18 protein-coding genes are annotated in these 19,786 nt (G+C 49.2%); 3 read left to right on the plus strand and 15 right to left on the minus strand.

Features of this window, described 5'->3' with window-relative positions; all coding sequences use genetic code 11:
• From JRI46_00945 to JRI46_01005, 13 genes are all read right to left on the minus strand, one after another.
• The coding region (locus JRI46_00945; protein MBW2038156.1) for a 3-phosphoshikimate 1-carboxyvinyltransferase at nt 1-168 on the minus strand (168 nt) is incomplete at its 3' end.
• A 16-nt stretch (nt 169-184) separates the two neighbouring features.
• Nucleotides 185-964, minus strand: coding sequence for an IclR family transcriptional regulator (locus tag JRI46_00950; protein ID MBW2038157.1), 780 nt, complete (start codon nt 962-964; stop codon nt 185-187).
• Nucleotides 965-1,434: 470 nt separating this feature from the next.
• Nucleotides 1,435-1,611 (minus strand): hypothetical protein, encoded by a 177-nt coding sequence (locus JRI46_00955; GenBank protein MBW2038158.1) that lies wholly within the window; start codon nt 1,609-1,611, stop codon nt 1,435-1,437.
• A gap of 1 nt (nt 1,612) precedes the next feature.
• Nucleotides 1,613-2,956: a phenylacetate--CoA ligase family protein gene (locus JRI46_00960; protein MBW2038159.1), complete on the minus strand. Its 1,344-nt coding sequence runs from the start codon at nt 2,954-2,956 to the stop codon at nt 1,613-1,615.
• A gap of 1 nt (nt 2,957) precedes the next feature.
• Complete coding sequence (locus tag JRI46_00965) at nt 2,958-3,542, minus strand: UbiX family flavin prenyltransferase (GenBank protein ID MBW2038160.1); 585 nt, start codon at nt 3,540-3,542, stop codon at nt 2,958-2,960.
• Nucleotides 3,539-3,919, minus strand: a complete 381-nt coding sequence (locus JRI46_00970) for a hypothetical protein (GenBank protein ID MBW2038161.1) — start codon at nt 3,917-3,919, stop codon at nt 3,539-3,541. Before JRI46_00970 ends, JRI46_00965 begins: the two co-directional genes overlap by 4 nt.
• Nucleotides 3,919-4,473, minus strand: coding sequence for an NUDIX hydrolase (locus tag JRI46_00975; GenBank protein MBW2038162.1), 555 nt, complete (start codon nt 4,471-4,473; stop codon nt 3,919-3,921). The genes JRI46_00970 and JRI46_00975 overlap by 1 nt, the downstream gene beginning before the upstream one ends.
• A gap of 148 nt (nt 4,474-4,621) precedes the next feature.
• A complete protein-coding gene (locus tag JRI46_00980) occupies nt 4,622-5,839 on the minus strand; it encodes a Tm-1-like ATP-binding domain-containing protein (GenBank protein ID MBW2038163.1) in 1,218 nt (405 codons plus the stop codon).
• A 13-nt stretch (nt 5,840-5,852) separates the two neighbouring features.
• The gene (locus JRI46_00985) at nt 5,853-7,124 is read right to left on the minus strand and encodes a Tm-1-like ATP-binding domain-containing protein (protein ID MBW2038164.1); all 1,272 of its coding nucleotides are present in this window, start codon (nt 7,122-7,124) and stop codon (nt 5,853-5,855) included.
• Nucleotides 7,125-7,248: 124 nt separating this feature from the next.
• Complete coding sequence (ppcB, locus tag JRI46_00990; protein ID MBW2038165.1) at nt 7,249-8,652, minus strand: phenylphosphate carboxylase subunit beta; 1,404 nt, start codon at nt 8,650-8,652, stop codon at nt 7,249-7,251.
• Between the two features lie 120 nt (nt 8,653-8,772).
• Nucleotides 8,773-9,849: a PEP/pyruvate-binding domain-containing protein gene (locus JRI46_00995; GenBank protein ID MBW2038166.1), complete on the minus strand. Its 1,077-nt coding sequence runs from the start codon at nt 9,847-9,849 to the stop codon at nt 8,773-8,775.
• A gap of 58 nt (nt 9,850-9,907) precedes the next feature.
• The gene (locus JRI46_01000) at nt 9,908-11,767 is read right to left on the minus strand and encodes a PEP-utilizing enzyme, mobile region (GenBank protein ID MBW2038167.1); all 1,860 of its coding nucleotides are present in this window, start codon (nt 11,765-11,767) and stop codon (nt 9,908-9,910) included.
• 129 nt (nt 11,768-11,896) lie between these two features.
• Nucleotides 11,897-13,000, minus strand: a complete 1,104-nt coding sequence (locus JRI46_01005; GenBank protein ID MBW2038168.1) for a hypothetical protein — start codon at nt 12,998-13,000, stop codon at nt 11,897-11,899.
• Between the two features lie 197 nt (nt 13,001-13,197).
• Here JRI46_01005 and JRI46_01010 point away from each other — a divergent pair, with 197 nt between their 5' ends.
• The gene (locus tag JRI46_01010) at nt 13,198-14,085 is read left to right on the plus strand and encodes a LysR family transcriptional regulator (protein ID MBW2038169.1); all 888 of its coding nucleotides are present in this window, start codon (nt 13,198-13,200) and stop codon (nt 14,083-14,085) included.
• Between the two features lie 91 nt (nt 14,086-14,176).
• Here JRI46_01010 and JRI46_01015 read toward each other — a convergent pair whose 3' ends face one another.
• Nucleotides 14,177-15,760, minus strand: a complete 1,584-nt coding sequence (locus tag JRI46_01015) for an AMP-binding protein (protein MBW2038170.1) — start codon at nt 15,758-15,760, stop codon at nt 14,177-14,179.
• Nucleotides 15,761-15,824: 64 nt separating this feature from the next.
• Nucleotides 15,825-17,213, minus strand: coding sequence for an FAD-binding protein (locus tag JRI46_01020; GenBank protein ID MBW2038171.1), 1,389 nt, complete (start codon nt 17,211-17,213; stop codon nt 15,825-15,827).
• Nucleotides 17,214-17,446: 233 nt separating this feature from the next.
• On the opposite strand from JRI46_01020, the gene trxB reads away from it, so the two are divergent.
• Complete coding sequence (trxB, locus tag JRI46_01025; GenBank protein ID MBW2038172.1) at nt 17,447-18,373, plus strand: thioredoxin-disulfide reductase; 927 nt, start codon at nt 17,447-17,449, stop codon at nt 18,371-18,373.
• A gap of 13 nt (nt 18,374-18,386) precedes the next feature.
• Nucleotides 18,387-19,700, plus strand: coding sequence for a sigma 54-interacting transcriptional regulator (locus tag JRI46_01030; protein MBW2038173.1), 1,314 nt, complete (start codon nt 18,387-18,389; stop codon nt 19,698-19,700).
• Nucleotides 19,701-19,786 lie beyond the last annotated feature (86 nt).

The raw sequence follows: 19,786 nt of genomic DNA on the forward strand, positions 1-19,786 counted from the left end.
TCTACAGACTCTAACCGTAGAAAAACAATCTGCACTTGGCAATGGATTGCGAATTATTGTTTTTCCTTCGGCCAATGTAGCAATAAAGACAGCTCGTGTTGTGTTAGATTTAGATCCAGGGATGGTAATAGTTCCTTTTAAATTTGATGGTGAAACAATGAATTTCATATCCCTCCTCCTTTAATCATCGTGATGCACCTTGTTTGTTTAAGGCGCCTATATCGGTGCGATCTTTGCTGTACCCCCTGGCCATGGAAATATCTTCTGCTGTCTTGACAAGCAACGGAACGTATTTTTCAACCAGCTCTTTTCGAGTAATCATATTGCTAAAAACCGGCATATTGATTGCTGCCTCAGCCATCCCCTTTTTATTTAAGACCGGAGCAGCGGCTGCCCTCAGACCTCTAAAATACTCCTGGTCATTTATCGCGTATCCTTTGTGCCGAACATCTTCGATGATCTCCATCAAGCGCTCACCATTTTGCCCAATGTACTTTACGGCCTGGCCGTTCTTCAATATGTCATTTAATAGCACATTAAATTCTTCATGATCCATAAAGGCTAAAATTGCCCTGCCCATGGAGCTTAGATATATGTTTAATCGACTACCGATATGAAAATCTGAGCTAACTACCCGCCGTTTTTTAACACGTTCGATATAGACCACTTCGGTATTATCAAGGATGCCAAGGTTTACAGTTTGTTTAGTTATCCTTGACAATTCCTCAAGATAAGGACGGGCGATGTCCCTCAAGTCCAGACTCGATAAGACTGCAAACCCCAAGGACATAACTCTTGCGCCAGGAGAGTATGTTTTTGATTCCGGATCGAACCGAATATAATTAAGAGTAACCAGAGTACGGAGAAACCGAAAAACAGTGGCCTTTGGCAACCCAGTTTTTTGTGCGATCTCTTGAAATCTCAGCCTTGGGGACTCTGCGGTAAATATTTCGAGAATGGCCATGCCTCGTTGAAGGGAATTAACAAGCTTACGTCCCGCTTTGTTCCGCTTTGTGGAACTAAGTTCCATAATATAGATATTATACACGCCTCAGGAACATTGTCAAGTCAAAAAATTTTTCCAGGACTTTCCCCAAAAATTATTCTTAAGATTCCCAAAAATCTTTAATAACAACTAGATAACTGATTTAGGAACTGGAAAAGTGGGGTTCCCCCTTCTTCGGGGTAGCTAGGATTAAATTCTGGGGGAGCTTTATGCAATAAAATAGGCCTCCCTGTAACTATTAAGGTTGTTTGGAGGAATCAGCTAACTTAAGGAAAAAAGGCAGATCTAAAGATGAGGTTACATTAAGTTGCCCAGAGATTGCGAGTACTTTTTCACAGATTTTCGGAGAAACTTTTGGTGGGTGAGATCAAGCGAATCTACACAAAAAGTAGAATACTATCTTTCTTCTATGATTTATCCTTTCATTCTTAGACCAATTCTTTCACATCACTGATGTTGAGCTCCAGCATCTTTATATTGGCCAAGATGCGATCCAGGTTCCTCTCCACCGCCTGAATTCCCCCGGCCTTTCCTTTCAACTCCTCAGCTATTTTGTGCAATTGCTGAATCTTTTCATCCATCTCCTCAATCTTCCAGTCCTCCATATCAACCTCCCTTTTTTCTCAGGTCTTTGAACCTCTTGGCCTTCACCTCGTACCTGGGCAAGGAGCCGTAGGGATGGATCTCTATCCGGTAGCCCAGGTTGGTCTTCACCCGTAGTTGATCCTTCAGACGGGAGAGGACGGACTCCTGTTCTCCCTCTTTGCCAGGGAGGATCTCCACCTTTAAGAGGATGTCATCCACATCCCCCCTCTTGCTCACGATCACCTCGTACTCATCCCCCAGTTCGGGGACACTCCTGACCACCTCCTCAATGGCCGTGGGGGCTAGAAGGACCCCCTTCACCTTGGTGATGTCATCGGCGCGCCCTACCACCCCTCCATCAATGATTCGAAAGGTCCTGCCACAGTCGCACTGATGATCAGTCCAGCGGATCACGTCCTTGGAATCAAACCTGATGCAGGGTTTGGCGATTCGGTCCAGGGCGGTGATGACCATCTTACCCTCCTTGCCGGGCTCGGTGACGGGCTCCCCTGTCTCCACATCTTCTATCTCCACCAGGAAGAAGGCCTCATTTACGTGCAACCCCCCTGGTTGCTCTGTGCACTCATAGCTCCAGGCACCTATCTCAGTGGCACCGATGTGATCATATACCTTTGCCCCCCAGGCCTCTTCCATCCTTCTCTTGGTGGTGGGGATGCTACCCCCAGGCTCGCCAGCACAGGTGATCTTTTGGATATAGAGGTCCTTGGCCGGATCGATCCCTAACTTGTTCTTGGCCGCATCCGCCATCCCCAGGACATAGGTAGGGGTGGCCATGAATGCATTGCACCGCAGCTCCTGCATCTTGAGGATCCTGGCCTGGGTGTCCAGTACCCCCCCAGGAACAACCTCACAGCCGAGTTTCTCCGCTGCATAGTGCCCGGCCCAGAAGGCTACAAAGATGTTGTAGCCGAAGGGAATGAAGACCCTATCAGTATCTCGATAACCCTGGGCATGGAGGATATAACACCAAGACTCTGACCACCACTCCCAGTCCTGCCAGGTGTCGGCTTGATAGACTGGGGTGCCAGTAGTCCCGCTGGTCTGTCTGAAGGCAGTCACCTGCTCAATGGGGACAGTCAGCATATCCCCATAGGGGAAGGGCTCACGTTGCTGGACCTCTCTCATCATCCCCTTCTCGATCTTGGGCACCTTGCGGATATCCTCAAAACTCTTCACATCTCCTGGCTTAAGCCCCGCCTCCTGATAGAGTTTGCGGTAAAAAGGGGAATTGTTGTAGGCCCAGTCCACAATGCGCCTGAATTTCTTCAGCTGCAAAGCTTGAAGTTTCTCCTGGGGCAGAGTCTCAAGGATAGGGTTCCAATAGATACGGTGGTCTTTGGCCATCTCAGAAATCCTCCTTTTTCCTCTTGGCCACCCCCTCCCACCTCTTATAGAGGGAGTGATCTATTTCCATGAAGTCCAATATCTTACCTATCGTATGATCGATCAAGTCTTCGATCATGCGGGGAGAATAGTAAAAGGCAGGGATAGGGGGCAAGATAATCCCTCCCAGGTCAGCAACCTTATACATCAATTCAAGATGACCCTTATGCAGGGGGGTCTCCCTCACCATCAAGATCAATTTGCGCCTTTCTTTAAGGGTTACATCGGCGGCCCTGATCAGGAGGTTTTCTGTATATGAATGGGCCACCCCGGAAAGGGTCTTTATGGTACAAGGGGCGATCACCATCCCATCGGTCTTAAAGGAACCGCTGGACAGGGGGGCTGCCAACTCCTTTATATCATGGACATTATAAGCCAATTTCTCTACCTTTTCTACGGAAAAAGTGGTCTCTATGCCGATGTTCTCTTTGGCCGCCTCGGTGAGGACCAAATGGGTCTCCATCTTTAGGTCCCTCAACACCTCAAGTAACCGTATCCCATATATGACACCGGAGGCACCGGTAATCCCCACGATGATCCGCTTCATCTCTTCTTCATCTCCTCCAGTATCCTCTCCTTGAGTCTTTGGCAAATCTCTATAACCTCCCCTATCTCCTTACCTTTCAGCTCTTCCCAATGCATTCCGGCGACAACCACCACCTTTTTGTTCAACCTGCTTGCCAGCTCTTCGGACATCGCCTTGACCAGCACATCCTCTTTATGTCCCAAAAATGTGAAGACCGAACTGGTAGCACTTATCGTCTTGGGATCTTTTAGGCTAGGTCTGGGCTGGGCCACCCCGATGGCCCCGATATGCGGCCTCGTCCCCCCCCAGAGGATCACCAACAGGTCATCGCCAAGCACCTCCACTTGGGCAAAGACCTCAAGCTCACCTTTCTTCTCCGATACCTTCCAAGAGCGCACTAAAAGAATCCCCTTTCTTTTGCATGAAAAAAGAAGAGCTGGAAGGCCGCCAACACCAATGCATGCCCTATCTCCCCCCTCCTGATCATCCCCTTGATCTCCTGCAGGGGCACCAAGACTACCTCCAGGTCCTCCCCCTCATCCTGGCATGGTGGGGCCACCTTTTCTACATCCCTCCCCAGATAGACAAAAAAGCGGTTGTTGAAGAGGGCGGGTTGGGGAGAGAGTTCTCCCAACAATTCTACTTCCCGGGCCTTATATCCCGTTTCTTCCATAAGCTCACGCCGAGCAGATTCCAAGGGATCATCACCCTGATCCACCAACCCCCCGGGGGTCTCCAAGGTAACCCCCTTTATCCCATGCCTGAACTGCCTCACCATCACCACTTCTAAGGAAGGAGTCAAGGGTATAACGGTTACCCAATCGAGGGTCTCGATCACATAAAAGTCATGAGTCTTGCCAGTGCGAGGCGAAAGGACGGTGTCAATACGAACGCTGAACAGGGAATAATCGGACTCTTTAACACTTTTGATGAGCGGCCAATCTTTGACCATCAACTTCTCCTTTAAACGGGAGGAAATCCATTATCTCCCTCAAAGACACCAAGGTTATTTTTCTTCTCCGATACTCTCCATGATCCATGAGCGCACCTAATAATACCCTTTCGTTCCTCGTGAGGCGACCAGGGGCGTCTGACGTAAATCAAGCCTTTTGTGATCGTATCATGTTATCTAAAACCTCCACTGCCCGTTTGGCAAAGGCAGGTTCGCTTATATGGACATTCATCTCTTCGATGGGGATAGTATGCTTGATTATCTTTTTGAGCTCGTCTACAAAGATATGATCTGTCTGAGGATCAAAAAGCTCCATTCCTGGTTTATCAGCTTCAGACCATCCTTGTTTCGGAATAAGCATATAAGTTGGCCCTTTAGATTCGTTTAGTTTTTCTCCGATGATCCGGGCAAACGCCTTCATCTCTTCAGACTCCATACGAACACAAAACCGTATATCATGAGAATATATCTTTCTTCCTTTTAGTTGATCAGGCATGGGGTAAGAAGGGCTGAAGACCGCGTTATCAAGCCCACCAGGTGCCAGAAGGAGGGGGACTCCAGTCCTGCCTGCTGTCTCAAGCCGCATCGGACCTATGCCTTTGCAATAACCACCAAACATCTCATCAGCTATCTCATGAAGGGTAAAATCAAGCACGCCAGCCACAAGACCCTGTTCAATGAATTCCTCCATAGCCATCCCCCCGCACCCATTGGCGTGAAAGGCGACCATTTCGTATCCTTTTGCTTCCAAGAGGGGTTCAGCCTGAATGGCACAAGAAGAGTTAAGTCCATAAGCGGTCACGGCTATCATCGGTTTTCCCTTAAGAACTTCACTCCCTTTTTCTATCATTCCGCATACTGCATGCGCTGCCTGCCCAAGAATCAGTCGAATAAATTCGTTGAACCCCAAAATATCCGCCACAGAATGGAACATCACGATGTCTTTAGTACCTACATACTCCCGTACATCCCTGGAGGCCACTGTGGAAACCACCACCTTAGGGAGGCCAAAAGGAAGGGAACACATGATTGCGGTGACAATGGCAGTACCCGTGCCTCCCCCCATTCCAAATACTCCATGGAGTTTGCCTTCTTCAAGCAAACGGTTTGCCAGGATAGTGCCACCCTCCTGAACAGCTTTAACAGCACCAGAGCGGTCTTGGTCGTTGATGAATTGATTGAGATTGTACCCTGCAGCGGCTGCGACTTCTTCTCGCGTGATATCAGGTGTGGTTAACGGCCCCCCTAGGGTTCCGATGTCCATGAGAATTGGATTGATATCAAACTCTTGCACACAATCTTTAACGTATGCCGCTTCCCTTCCTTTAGTATCAAGGGTGGCTATAATAAGCACCTGTTTCTTCACTTTTTTATCTTTACTATGGAGTATCCTTCTTCAAGGTCTGCTCGAGGGCTTCTACAACTGTCCGGGCAAACTTTGGGGTATTAATGTGGGCGTCAACCTCTATGATTTCTATCTCCGGGTCCAGGTTCTTCTTCAGTTCATCCATGAAGGTTTGGTCTAAATTCGGGTCATAAAGTGCACCACCCTCGACGCTTAGCGAGGAGAAACCCTTGGTGGGGATCAAGAATTTTACTAACTTCTTGTCCTTGTGCTTATTCAGTTTTTCCGCCACTGCCCGGGTGATAATCTGCATCTCTTCAGCGCTTGTTCTCGCTTGAACTCTCATAGCATCTTGAACCAGGAGCTTCCTCTCAGCCAGCCTTCGGGAGACCCAGAGGGGATCAGCCTTATCTCTCCTCTCAATGGGGCCACAACTTATCATGTCAAACCCGCAAGGGGCAAGGATGTAGGGTATGCCTTGGTTACAGGCTGCCTCCAGCCTGTCCGGCCCAGCGGCGCGATTGCCCCCTAATAGATACTCGCTAAAGCCGGCCGGCACCAGATCGATAAAGGCCCCGAACAATCCCTGGTTGACCAGGTCTTCCGCAGCTCGGTCGCCCAATCCGGTAGCATGAAAGGAGACTATATTATAATTCTTCTCCAGAAGTTCCCTTACATAGTGGGCACCTTTATCGCAAAAACCAAGCTCCGTGAGTGCAATGGTGGGCCTTCCCTCCTTCTCAGGGGGCTCAAATCCTTCAACCATTCCGCATATAGCATTAGCGCCATTGACCATCAGACTTCTCACTAAGGGATTTAGGCCCACGGTGTCAACCACACTGTGCATCACCGTTATGTCCCTGACCCCAAAATATTCCGCAAGCCTCTTGGCATATGCCGGCATGGCTGCTACGCTTGATATCAAAACCTTGGGCACCCCAAAGGGCAAAGCCCTCATTGCGGTGAGGGACAGGGAGGTGCCCGTCATTCCACCAACCGCTATAACCCCCTGAAGTTCCCCAGATTCATATAGTTCAAGCACCTTTTTCTTCAATCCCTCGGCCATCATAGAGGTAGCCTTCTCCCTTTCTTTTGTCAACACCTCCTTGATCTTTTCTACGGTCGTTCCACCGGCATGGGCTATTTCTTCGCATGAAATCTCTGCCCTTAACGAGGGTATAATCCCTCCAGTACCTATGCTAACATCAATAAGTATGGTTTTATGCCCTCGCCGTTCTATATACTCTCTTAACAACCGAAGGCCCTCTTCCCTTTCATCCAGCATACCAATGACGACAATTGCCATCGCTCACCCCCAAGGTGTTAGGATAATTCCCAAACAATACAGCACTACACTCTCTTTGCCCAACCCTCACCCTTTAAAAGGGGAGGATTGGGTAACGATACGAAGAGGATACCCTAGAAGCCAACTATTCTAAACCTAACTCCGACCACCTACTCTCGACCTTCTTGACTACTTCTGAGTCGAGCTCTATCGGTATGGGTTTCTCCTTCCACTCATATGGAATGGTTGCATCCAGTAACAACCTGCCGGTTATCTCCCTTGCGTTTATGGGAAGGGAAGGGTCTAACGGCGTGGATCTACCCCGTTTAATGACCTGGGACCTGTTGGGCTGGAATCTGAAGCTCAACGCGTACATGACCCGGGAGATATCCCAGGGGTCAATATCTTCATCCACTACAATGACGGTTTTGAGGCCATAGGCCCCCATCTCCGTTGAGATGGCGGCAGTGAGTACCTGGTCGGCGTGCCCGGGATACATCTGCTTCACGGAGATTATGGCCAGAAATCTTCCCGACCCCTCGGGCGGGCAGTAGATAGCCTTTATACCGGGTATCTTCATGGCCACAAGCTGCTGCCACAGGGTAGAGCCATAGGTGAGGGCCATGGTCATGTGTGTGTCCGTAACGGCCCGGCCCACAGTTGTGGCCATAAAAACGGGGTTATTCCGGTGGGTGACGCAATTGACCTTTATATAGTTCCGGGGATTGGAGCCTACGCCTGAATAGTAGCCTGTGTATTCGCCAAAAGGACCTTCTTCCATAAACTTATCAGCATCCACTTCTCCTTCCACCACGATTTCTGATGTGGCCGGGACAATCAGGTCATTCGTCTCGCACCTAACAACTTCAATGGGCTCCCCACGGATAGAGCCTGCAAGATCATACTCGGATTCAAAGGCGGACAACCGGGCTGCGCCCATGAGGAACAGGAGAGGATCACACCCCACCACAACTGCTACGGGCATGGGTTTGCCCATGGCCTGGTATTTCTTGAGCATGATATCGGAGTGCTTCCCTTTTATAAACTGGGTTCCCAGTATGTTCTTATCGAGGAGTTGCAGTCTGTAAGTTCCCACATTGACCCAATCCGATTCCGGGTCCTTAGTGACCACAAAGTGGGCTGTTCCGAAAAACCGTCCACCATCCATGGGGAAGAACTTGGGCACGGGGAACTTGAAAAGATCGACCTCGTCGGCCATCATTTTGTTTTCCTTGCAAGGGCCAGTATCAACTAATTTAGGGGGAACCTTGATCTCTCCCTTTTCTACCCAATGCCTCATAAGGTCTACTAAGGTTGAATCCTTTGGCATACCCATGATCAGCGACAGTCTTTCCGTGGTGGTGCAGACACTGGTGAGCACTGGAGAATCATAATCCTTTACATTCTCAAAAAGAAGGGCCGGACCCTGTTTCTCCTCATTGAGCTTGGCAATGTGGGATAATTCGAGATCCCAATCCACCTCTGCCGTGATCTTCTTTAATTCCCCCATCTCTTCACACTCTTTGATGAAGTCTCTCAGGTCTTTCATGATATACCCCCTATGAATGAATAAAATTCCCAAAAGGTTACTATCCCTTTTGAGACGTTGACAAATTTGATTCTGAACCCTGTTGCCACCCCCCCCTTTCGTCCCAGCCCTGTCTGCCATTCATAGTTTAACCTTCGTCGGCGTTAATGCCTTTTCCATTAGCAGCTCGTAACCGCTCTTCTTGCCGAGGAGGGGCTCTTTCTTGCGCTGGCTCCACACTTGCTCTGGCCGGCATTGCAGCATAAATACATTCTCCGGGAAGGGGAGGTCATTATCTATAGCCCATTCCGTATCTTGGGCTATCCCATAGTGGTCCTCTATTTTCTTGCCTATCTTGGCTAGCTCCAATATCTCTTCTCTGCTTAGACAAGGCGCGTTTTGTCGATCAGGTGGGATATCAACAAACATGGTCCTGCCTGTCTTTGTGTCCAATACATATTCCTTGAGCTTTGGTGAAACTATGACCTTGGTAATTTCAAGTATAACCTTATCCACCATCCACTCATCGGGGGTAACCGAGCCGCTGACCACGCTCTCACCTAGGCCCCAGTTCCCGTCTATCACAATCTTAGATGGGTCACCAGTAACCGGGTTTAAGGTAAACATGACACCAGCTGCCCTGGCATTTACCATCTTAAGCACAGCCACACCAACAGGGTCATACTCCAGGGGGAGTCCCAGGCGAGCACGGGCAATAATGGACCGTTGGTTAAATGTGCTCGACCATACCTTGATTATGTTTTCCATTACCTCCGAACCGCCCCTGACATAGAGGTAGGTTTCGTATTGCCCAGGGTGGCTGGCTGGTCCCGCTGAGCGTGTGGCCACGGGAATATCACTAATGCCTGTCATTTGGCAAAGCCCATCGTAATACTGCCTGATAACATCCTCCATATCCTGAGGCATCTCTTTAGATTCCACAATACCTCGTATTACCTCGGACGCCTCCTCATATTTTGACATATCAGCGGGGTTATTGGGGTCGGCACTAAATGTAGTCAGGTACTGTCGAACCTCCTCAATAGCACCAGTCTCTTTCATAAACCTATCATAAGCTTCCAGTGCCAGGGCAAACCCAGGGGGGACTTGAAACCCAGCTCTGGTCATCTCCCCTAGACTGGCACACTTCTTCCCCACTATATCGTTGTGCTCCTTGCCTAACTCATCAAACCGATATATCCACTTGGTAGGGATCATCTTCCTCCTTCCAACGGGCTGGGGGTATGTGCCACAGCACATACCCCCTAGTCAGTTATTACGCCCTCTCTAGTATAGTTACAATTCCGCTATCGCCATCCACTCTTATCTTGTCCCCGGTTTTAATCACTGAGGTAGCGATACCAGTGCCGGTGACTGCTGGTACACCATACTCCCTACATACTATAGCAGCATGGCTTGTCAGCCCACCAATGTCAGTCACCGAAGCCTTAATCTTGGTAAATACGGGAGCCCAGGCAGGATTACTGCTTGGGCAGACCATAATCTCGCCCTCTTGAAGGTTTACGACGTCTTCAAGGGACTTAAGCACCCGGGCTGTCCCCTCAACGACCCCGAATGAAGAGGCAAAGCCTTTAATCTCGGTCACCTCCTCTGGGACTACAGCCATTCCTTTTAGCCACTCTGCTACTTTATCGGTGGTAACGCCCCAGAGCATTATTGTGAATGGCTCAGCCACCTCCTCAGGCGGAACCCCCAGCGCTGGGGTGGGCGACCATTTAGTAGCCGCTTGGAGTATCTCCCGGCGCCTCTGTGCCCTTTCCCCCCACTTCAACATAGGTACTCCTTCACCCAAGGCCCAGGTAGTAACAGCGTCCTCTATCACGGTGGGAACCTCCAACCTGTTAAACATAAATATGTCATCCTCTTCTTTCAGCGCTCCGCACTTGACCAGAACCCTTCCGATTTCTCTCATCTTGTCCCACCATATGGTATGGAACCAGTGCTCTACCCAGAAGAGGTGGTCCTCGGCATACCTATATATGACCCGGCAGTCTTTGTAAGCACTATCAAACGAGCTTCTGTCCTCGTCCGTTTTGATGAGCTTACGATACTCGCTAATCAACTTATCCCTGGCTTCAGCAATTTTAGAAAGCGACCTCTCGATTTTCTCCCCTTTAGCCAGACGCTCGAGATAGCCTTTCAAATAGCCAAACGGCACATCCAGCTTATTAACCCAGCTCCCCTCGTAATAGTACCATCCGCTACCACAGGAGATATAAAGCCAGGGTTCCCTAATCCCTTCAAGCTCGTCGAGCCAGGCCTGGCCTGCATCGAACTTCCTCAGCTCCTCTATCTTCCGCGCTGCTGGAGCCTCTTTCCTCAAAACCTCAGCCACCTTGGGCACTGCATGAGCTTCCCTGGCTAACCGGCAAAGCTCCTCCTCAGGGCGGAACATCGATACCTCAGCCCCAGCCACCATCTTGCCAATCGTGCTCTCACTTATCCCTGGGAAAAGCTTTCTGGCTACATCACCAAACGTCAGGTAATACAGGTAAGAGAGATTCAAGTAGTTGAAGTGGTATTGCCAGCCCTTGTACATACAATCGTTAGCTCTATCAAAGGCCTCTATCAGCTCATAACCAGGGCTATAGCCACGGTAAGGATTGGGGGCAACCTCTTCAGCCGGCATGTACTTGGGTAACTCCTGAGGTACCTTTATCCCCTCCATCTCCCTGCCTAGTGCCTGCATTCTGCCAAGCCACTCATCCCAAAGCTCATCATAGTGCTCAATAGGATAATGCGCCCGCACACCAAACAGCTCAGCCTTCTCCTTTATCACCTCCTCAGGAGGTGGTTCAATAGCACAGATATATTGATAGCAGCCAATCATACGATGTGCTATCCCCTGGGCTGGGGGAATGCAAAACACCCTGGTGGTATGCTGGGACAGTGATATTTGCCATGCCTGCTGGAATATCTGGTCAAGGGGAGGCATGGGTTCCGGGGCATGTATCTTATCCAGATACCAGAACTGCTTCTTTTCCCATTCCTCCCTTTCCTTGCCGAACAAAAAGTGTGGTGGGTACATCTCCTCCCAGCCCTCAAGTTCCGGCGGTACCTCCTTTTCCACGTATTCATGGGGGTCAGGAAACCTGGCTACTTTTTTCTCTGCCATCTTTCTCCCTCCTTCCAAAGAAGATTTTAGACTTTAAGAACAATTACCCCCTAAATCCCTCTATAGATTTTTATTTTTTTACTTTCACCTCCTCCGATCAAAATTTCAGCCCTCTTCTCACTCGCTTCATCATCCCCCCGCCTGATCAGGAGGGGGAGTCCCTGGCGGTGTTGGTAATGTCAGTGGCCATCTCAACCAGAAGGCGTTGTGGGCAATCAAGGCTGGCGCGACGATGCACAAATTGAGATATATGATGAAGATGTTTACATCAGCAGGAAGTTTGAGCTCCGCCGCTGTCCCGGCGATGGGGCCAAGGATCGCCCTGAGGATGAAGATCCAAACGGCGATGATAACGCATTGGAGAATGAAACCATAAATCCCCCTCTTGGGTTGGGTGTATTTGGCCACCCCCCAAAACCCGAGATGCCATGAATGGACCAGGGGCCAAAAGATGAGGGAAGACCCTATAGCGGCGAAAGAAAAAGTGAGGCTGAGACCAAGGGATAGACTCAACTTCCATGATAGATATCCTAAGATGTGTGCAAGGATCGTCTGACCAATGGCCGCTCCCGGATGACCCCATTTCCTGAAGGGGGAACCTTGAGTGGTGAAGACAGGGCTAAAGACAAAAAACCAACCGATGGACCATACCAAAAAGCCGGTCAGCCAATCGACATTAAGAGGCCCTTTATGATTCATAGGGGTATCGGCTAGGGGAGTCCCATCCAGGTTGGTAAGAAAATTCCAGATCAAGATTGATAGGCCAAAGACGATGATGAAACTGATAAACATCGTCACCCACGGGTGCAAACGCCCCTTAAAGGGCCACCCACCCCAGTTGATCCCATAAAGCAAGGTGAGCCAAAAGCCGACTACACCAAACCAGAGGTAAAGGGGACCTATCGGCCATTTGGGATAGATAAATATCATGAAGAGCAAGATGGCGAAGGTGAAAATGGCCCAAATAACGGTCATCCCCAGGCCGGCGACAAAACGGGACTTTTCTGGCCTCCAACTTCCAGCAGGAGGTGATAATGGCCAATTATCCCCCAATAATACCAGATGGCCAATGGCAATAAGCATGATGAGGGTTGCAGGAAGTATCTTCAGGATGATGAGATCTACAGGTAGAAAATAGACGAAAATAACGATCCCCACCACTATCCAAGCAATGACCTGGATGAGCCCACCTATCCTCCCTGAAGGACCTATACCTATCTTCTCCTCTTTCATAAAGACCTCCTTTCTCTTGTTGACTTAATTGTTCTAAGCCATAGTTATGCAAGTCAAAAATGGACCCTTTATTAAAGTATTTAAAAAGAGATCCTTTCCTTTTGCAAGGAAAATAAATTTATGCTACTATAAAACCATCTTATGAATATTCTTTTAATAATAAAATAAAGTTTTATTTTTTGGATGAGGAACCTCTCTTGAACCCCAAAAAGTTAGAGGTATTCTATCTCACCGCTAAATATGGGAGTTGCTCCCGTGCAGCCGACAAGCTATTGGTCACCCAGCCAGCGGTTAGCATGCAGATCAGAGAGCTGGAGAAATTTTACCACGTCAGACTCTTCGCAAGGGTGGGGAACCGACTACAACTGACAGATGCAGGAAGGACCCTTTATTCGTATGCCGAGAAGATATTTGAGCTGGCTGCCGAAGCGGAGGATCATCTCTTAGATCTGGGGAAGGTGAAAAAGGGGGTTTTGAGGGTTGGAACCACAAGGACCTATGCGAAATATGTCCTGCCCCCCTTTGTGTCCACTTTCCAAAAGGGAAATCCCCAAGTCAAAATGGTGATTGGGGAGGGGAGCTCCATCCAAATGACCGAGAGCGTGGTCAAGATGGAAAATGAGTTGGCCCTGGTGGCCGATACGAGATACGGGAAAAGTTTGCCATCGATCCCCTTTCACAAGGAGGAGGTCTTCCTGGTAGTCTCCAACAAACATAAGTGGTTTGATAAGAGAGACGAGGTAGATATCGAAGAGTTGAAAAAGGAGCGTATCATCCTGAGGGAAGAAGGCTCGGCCACAAGATACGCCATCTTTAAGCTATTCAAAAAATATCATTTTGACCCAGATATATTTTTGGAAGGAGGTAGTTTCGATTTTATCAAAGAAATAGTAAAGGAAGGGAAGGGAGTCTCTTTCTTCGTTCTCTTATCTATAAGAGACGAGATCGAAAAAGGGGTCTTTAGACCCTTGCGCCTCTCCTCAGGAAAGATATCTTTGGATGTTCGGGTCTTTTTTCTGGAAAAAGAATCGCTTTCTCCCCCGGCCAAAGAATTCCTTCAAATACTTAAAGAGGGAGCAATATAAATTAAGGGTAAAAATGGACCTCTGAGATGAAGGGACCCTGCCACAAGGGCAGGGCCCCTTCAAATTCCTTATTCTCTTTCTGTCCCTCTATCTACTGCTCATCACTCCACTTCCCATACTGCTCGCGCAGAATCCGGTGTAGGATCTTGCCGGTACCGGTGCGGGGCATCTCCTCATCTTTGATAAAGTCCACAGTCTTAGGTCGCTTATAGCCGGCGATCTTCCCCCTGCAGAAATCCATAATCTCCTTTGCCAACTCATCACTCGGCTCATACTTGTCGTGAAGGACCACCACTGCCTTGATCGCTTCACCCCATTTTGCGTCAGGCACACCAATGACCGCTACATCCTTGACAGCTTGATGGGCGCCCACTACGTTCTCCACCTCAGAGGGAAACACGTTCTCCCCACCAGTGATGATCATGTTCGCCTTTCTATCTACTAAATAGTAATATCCCTCCTCGTCTCTTTTGCACATATCACCAGCAGTAAACCACTCTCCCTGGAAGACCTCCTTGGTCTTCTCAGGATCTTTCCAGTATTCCTTGAAGACCTGTGGCGTCCTGGAATAGAGCTCACCAACCTCTCCCTCCGGTACTGGATTGCCCTCTTCGTCCAGAATCTTTATCCGATCTGTGCCAAAGACCTCTTTTCCTATGGAACCCAGTTTCTTAAATTGATCCTCTGGACGCAACAGCGTTACCAATCCTGCCTCTGTCGATCCATAGGCCTCCCAGAGCTCTGCGTTCTTGAAGTGGTCCATGATGGCCAATTTGAGGTCTTTCCTGGCCGGTGCCGAGGAGATCAACAACTGCCTGATGCAGCTTACATCATACTTGTTCTTCACCTCATCAGGCAAGGCCAACATCATGATGTAGTGGGTGGGCACCAGGGAGGTAAAGGTGATCTGATACTCGGACATGGTCCTCAACATATCCTCTGGATCAAAACTGACCATATTATAGACCATCACCGGTGCACTCACAAGGGTATAGGGGAAGGAATAGAAGATGGAATTGACGTGGCACATAGGCATTACCAGCATCACCTTATCCGTTGGCCTGACCCCTGTGTTGATGTTGTTAAGCATATATTGGGCGACGTAGCTCTCATGGGTCCTGACCACCCCTTTGGGTCTGCCCGTGGTCCCGGAGGTATACATAAAGGTCCAGGTATCCTCCCCATCCACCACTATATCGGGCTCCTCTGGAGAACCACCTGCCAAAAAATCCTCGTAGTTGACGTAGCCATCCGGGGTCTTCCCTTCACCCATATAGATGTAGTTCTCTTTGGGAATGGGGAGCTTATCACGGATGCTGTTGACCGCCTCAACAAAAGGTTCCTCCACGATGAATGCCTTGCTCTCGGAGTGATTAATGATGTACTCGAAATCAGGAGGTGCGAGACGGAACATAATGGGGACCATTATCTGCCCACCTTTGGCGCAGGATGCATAGATGTCCAACCACTCTACGCGGTTATAGGCCAGGATTGCAAAGCGATCCTGATACCCAACTCCGATCTTTGTCAGGGCATCAGACAACCTACAGGCCCTCTCGTTCCATTCCTTGAAGGTGAAGCTCTTATTTTTATCCTGACATCCGAGTTTGTCGGGATAATTGATAGCATTCATCTTCAAAATAGTCCCAGCGTGCATCCATTTACTTACCGTCATGATATACCTCCTTTTTCATATTTAGAATACTATCAGGCCCTTTGCACAAACGAGGCCGAAATACTTAGGCCTCAGCTTCCTCCCAAATCTTGCCCGGGTTGAGGATATTGTTGGGATCTACAAGCTTCTTGATGCCCTTCATCAGATCAATGGCCACCGGGTCCATAGCCTCCTTTAAAAAACGCTGCTTCTCCAAGCCAATGCCATGCTCTCCAGAAAGCACCCCACCTAACTCCATGGCCGCTCTAAATATCTCAGCCATGGTATCTTGAGCTCTGGCAAACTCCTCTTTATTCCTCATATCAGTGAATATAGATGGATGGAGATTCCCATCCCCGGCATGACCCAGGAATTGGATGAAGAAACCGGATTTCTCAGAAATCTCACCCAATCTTCGTATGAACTCAGCAAGCTTATCTCGGGGCACAGCTACATCCTCAGCCAGAACCGTGTGAGCAGCACCAAAAACAGCGGCAAAGCCGGCACTCCTCATCTTCCAGTACATAGCCGCTTCATTGGCATCCTTGGCTACTTTGACCTCTTTAGCTCCACTCTTTTTCAAGATGTCAACAATCTGCTCAGAGTCTGCCTCTACGGCAGCCGAGGAGCCATCAGCCTGCAACAGAAGCAGGGCATTCGCCTCTACAGGCAGACCCATAGGCGTCATTTCCTCAATCCGCCTGATAACAAAGTTATCAACAAACTCAATTTTCGCTGGTATCACCCCACTAGCCAGAATATCGGATACTGCCTGACCACCCACCGCCATATCATCAAAAACAGCCATCATAGTTTTATTTGCCGGCGGCAGAGGCAACAATCTCAGGGTCATTTTGGTTATTACCCCCAAGGTTCCCTCAGAGCCGGTGAACAGCATTATCAGCTCATAGCCTGTGCGATTCTTAACCGTCACCCCACCAAGCTTCATAATATAGCCATTGGCCAGAACCACCTCTAGCCCGAGAAGATACTGTTTAGTCACGCCATACTTCACACAGTAGGGACCACCAGCATTCTCAGCTACAGTACCACCCATAGTGCAGCCAAGAAAGCTTTGCGGGTCAGGAGGGTAGAACAGACCCTGTTTAGCCAAGGCCATGTTTAGGTCCTGGAGGACTACACCAGGCTCGACAGTAACTGTCAGGTTAGTCTTATTTATGTCCAGGATTTTATTCATCTTGGTGGTACACAGGACAATCCCTCCCTTTATCGGTATTGAGCCACCGCTTACATTGGTGCCTGCCCCGCGTGGGGTAACAGGGACCCGCTCCTTGTTGGCCAGCTTCAATACCTCCGATATCTCCTGAGCCGAGCTGGGAAAAACCACCACATCAGGCTCATGAGCCCAAGTGGCCGTCCCATCGAAAGCATAGGAGGCGAGGTCTTCCTTCTCTGTGAGGACATCGTCCTTTCCCACTATCTTTATTAACGCATCGACAACCCTTTTTTCAATCATTCCCTTCTCCCTCCCTTTTTGGAAACTTTACTAATAATAATCTTATACCATAAATCTCCTTTACCTGTCAAGATCAAACTGGGAGGCGAAACGGAGGAATAATAATTCCCCTTGAAGAGAAGGTGCAAAATGATTACATTCTCTTGAAGATATATATAATAACTTTGACAAGCCTTTGTTAAAATTCCATAATAGAGGGGTCTCAGAGGATTCGGGAGGTCTAAGTTGCCATGGAAGATTATGAAGTGATCATTATTGGTGGTGGCCCAGCAGGGTTGACCGCGGGTCTGTATACCTCCAGGGCACATCTACGGACCATCCTTCTGGAGGCCATGGTTCCCAGTGGTCAAGCCTTTAACTCAGAGAACATAGAAAATTACCCTGGTTTCCCCGACGGCATCTCCGGACAGAAACTTATTGACAGTTTCACCAAACAGGCAACAAAATTTGGCCTCGAGATCGTTCAGTTCACCAAGGTGAATAAGATAGTGTTGCAGGGAGAGGAAAGGATTGTCATTGCAGGGGACAAAAGGTTCTCAGCTTCAGCCATTATCATTGCCAGCGGGGCCCAATGGAATAAATTGGGGGTGGCCGGCGAGGATGAGTTTGCCGGCAAAGGGATCTCCTATTGTGCCACCTGTGACGGCGCATTCTTTAAGGATCAAGAGGTGGCTGTGGTGGGTGGGGGTGACACGGCGGTGGAAGATGCCATCTACCTTACCAGAATCGCCCACAAGGTATTCATAATTCACCGTCGAGATACATTAAGGGCTCAAAAGGTCCTGCAGAGCAGGGCCCTAGAAAATCCTAAGATCGAATTTGTCTGGAACACGGTGGTCCGAGAGATTAAGGGAGGGGGGACCTTAAAGACGTTGGTCCTAGAAGATGTCCACACATCTAGTCGCAAGGAACTGGCTGTCGATGGGCTCTTTATCGCTATAGGCCAGAGGCCCAATACAGGATTTGTTCGTGGTGTGGTCGAACTGGACGAAAAAGGCTGCATCATCACCGATGACAAATGCACCACCTCTGTGGCCGGAATATTCGCTGCCGGAGATGTAAGAAGCAAGGACTTGAGACAGATCGCCACCGCTGTAGGGGACGGCGCCATCGCCGCCTTCGCGGCAGAGCGATATATAGAGAACATCAGGAGGTGAAGTAAGGCACCCTATGGAGGAAAAAGAAAACTATATCAATATCATCCTCGACAGCATCCCTGATGGTGTCTTGACCGTGGACAACGAGTGGCGAATAACCTCCTTTAACAAATCGGCGGAGAGGATAACCGGTTTCTCAAAGCAAGAGGCCATCGGCCAATATTGCTATGAAATATTTCGAACTAATGTCTGCATGGACAGTTGCGCCCTGCGGGAGACGATGCAGACAGGGCAGAACATCGTCAATAAAGAAATCAACATCCTCGACAAATCAAACCAAGAGATACCGGTCAGCATCAGTACGGCCGTCCTCCAGAACGAAAAGGGTGAGATCATCGGAGGAGTGGAGACCTTCCGCGACCTGTCTTTGATCAAGGAAATGGACAAAGAGATCCACGAAAAGTACTCCTTTCACGACATCATCAGCAAACATCCCTCCATCGTGAACATATTTCGCATCCTCCCCGATATTGCACGCAGCGAGGCCACCGTCCTCATCCAGGGGGAAAGCGGTACGGGCAAGGAGCTCTTCGCCCAGGCCATCCACAACCTCAGCCTCAGGAGCGAGGGCCCACTGGTGAAGGTGAACTGTGGTGCCCTCCCTGAGACCCTTTTAGAATCAGAGCTCTTTGGCTATCTAAAGGGGGCCTTTACAGATGCCAAGCGCGACAAACCGGGCAGGTTTAAGCTGGCCGAGGAAGGGACCATCTTTCTGGATGAGATCGGTGATATCCCTCCTGGGATCCAGGCGAAACTCCTGCGGGTACTGGAAAGCAAAGAATACGAACCCCTGGGAGGGACCTCAACCATAAAGGCAGACGTCCGGGTAGTGGCCGCCACCAATAAGGACCTCCAAAGACTGGTCAGGCTGGGGCAGTTTAGAGAGGATCTTTACTATAGGCTCAATGTGGTTAAAATAGAGCTGCCCAGCCTGAAGGAGCGCAGAACGGATATCCCCCTCCTCACCGAACATTTCATCAAAAAGTTTAACAAGAAGACCGGAAAGGAGATCCACGGCGTCTCTGATGAGGTCATGAACGTCCTCATGAATTATTCCTATCCAGGCAACATCAGGGAGTTGGAGAATATCATTGAACATGCCTTTATCCTCTGTAAGGGGTCTCAGATCCAATGGGAACACCTACCCAGCTATCTGCGGGACCAAAAGGTCCCAGTGGCGAAAAAGAGGTCCATTAAGGAAATGGAAGAGGAGCACATCCTCCATGCCCTACAAAAATGCGGTGGCAACATGACCAAGACCGCCAGGGAATTGGGGATACATCGGACCACTTTGTGGCGCAAGCTGAGGAATATGAGCGCTGATTAGTTGCATATTGCAATACTGTTGCAATTTGTATTTTGAGAAAGAGTGCTTATATTATGATAAGGTTAGAAAAGATTCTGTTGCATTAT

Source organism: Deltaproteobacteria bacterium, from assembly GCA_019308925.1.
Classification (GTDB): domain Bacteria; phylum Desulfobacterota; class B13-G15; order B13-G15; family RBG-16-54-18; genus JAFDHG01.

Coding starts and splice junctions, on each gene's coding strand:
- JRI46_00975 (MBW2038162.1), bottom strand. CDS start 4,473: ATGGTCAAAGATTGGCCGCTCATCAAAAGTGTTAAAGAGTCCGATTAT.
- JRI46_01030 (MBW2038173.1), top strand. CDS start 18,387: ATGGAGGAAAAAGAAAACTATATCAATATCATCCTCGACAGCATCCCT.
- JRI46_01015 (MBW2038170.1), bottom strand. CDS start 15,760: ATGACGGTAAGTAAATGGATGCACGCTGGGACTATTTTGAAGATGAAT.
- JRI46_00955 (MBW2038158.1), bottom strand. CDS start 1,611: ATGGAGGACTGGAAGATTGAGGAGATGGATGAAAAGATTCAGCAATTG.
- JRI46_01005 (MBW2038168.1), bottom strand. CDS start 13,000: ATGAAAGAGGAGAAGATAGGTATAGGTCCTTCAGGGAGGATAGGTGGG.
- JRI46_00960 (MBW2038159.1), bottom strand. CDS start 2,956: ATGGCCAAAGACCACCGTATCTATTGGAACCCTATCCTTGAGACTCTG.
- JRI46_01000 (MBW2038167.1), bottom strand. CDS start 11,767: ATGGCAGAGAAAAAAGTAGCCAGGTTTCCTGACCCCCATGAATACGTG.
- JRI46_00995 (MBW2038166.1), bottom strand. CDS start 9,849: ATGATCCCTACCAAGTGGATATATCGGTTTGATGAGTTAGGCAAGGAG.
- JRI46_00965 (MBW2038160.1), bottom strand. CDS start 3,542: ATGAAGCGGATCATCGTGGGGATTACCGGTGCCTCCGGTGTCATATAT.
- JRI46_00950 (MBW2038157.1), bottom strand. CDS start 964: ATGGCCATTCTCGAAATATTTACCGCAGAGTCCCCAAGGCTGAGATTT.
- JRI46_00985 (MBW2038164.1), bottom strand. CDS start 7,124: ATGGCAATTGTCGTCATTGGTATGCTGGATGAAAGGGAAGAGGGCCTT.
- trxB (MBW2038172.1), top strand. CDS start 17,447: ATGGAAGATTATGAAGTGATCATTATTGGTGGTGGCCCAGCAGGGTTG.
- ppcB (MBW2038165.1), bottom strand. CDS start 8,652: ATGAAAGACCTGAGAGACTTCATCAAAGAGTGTGAAGAGATGGGGGAA.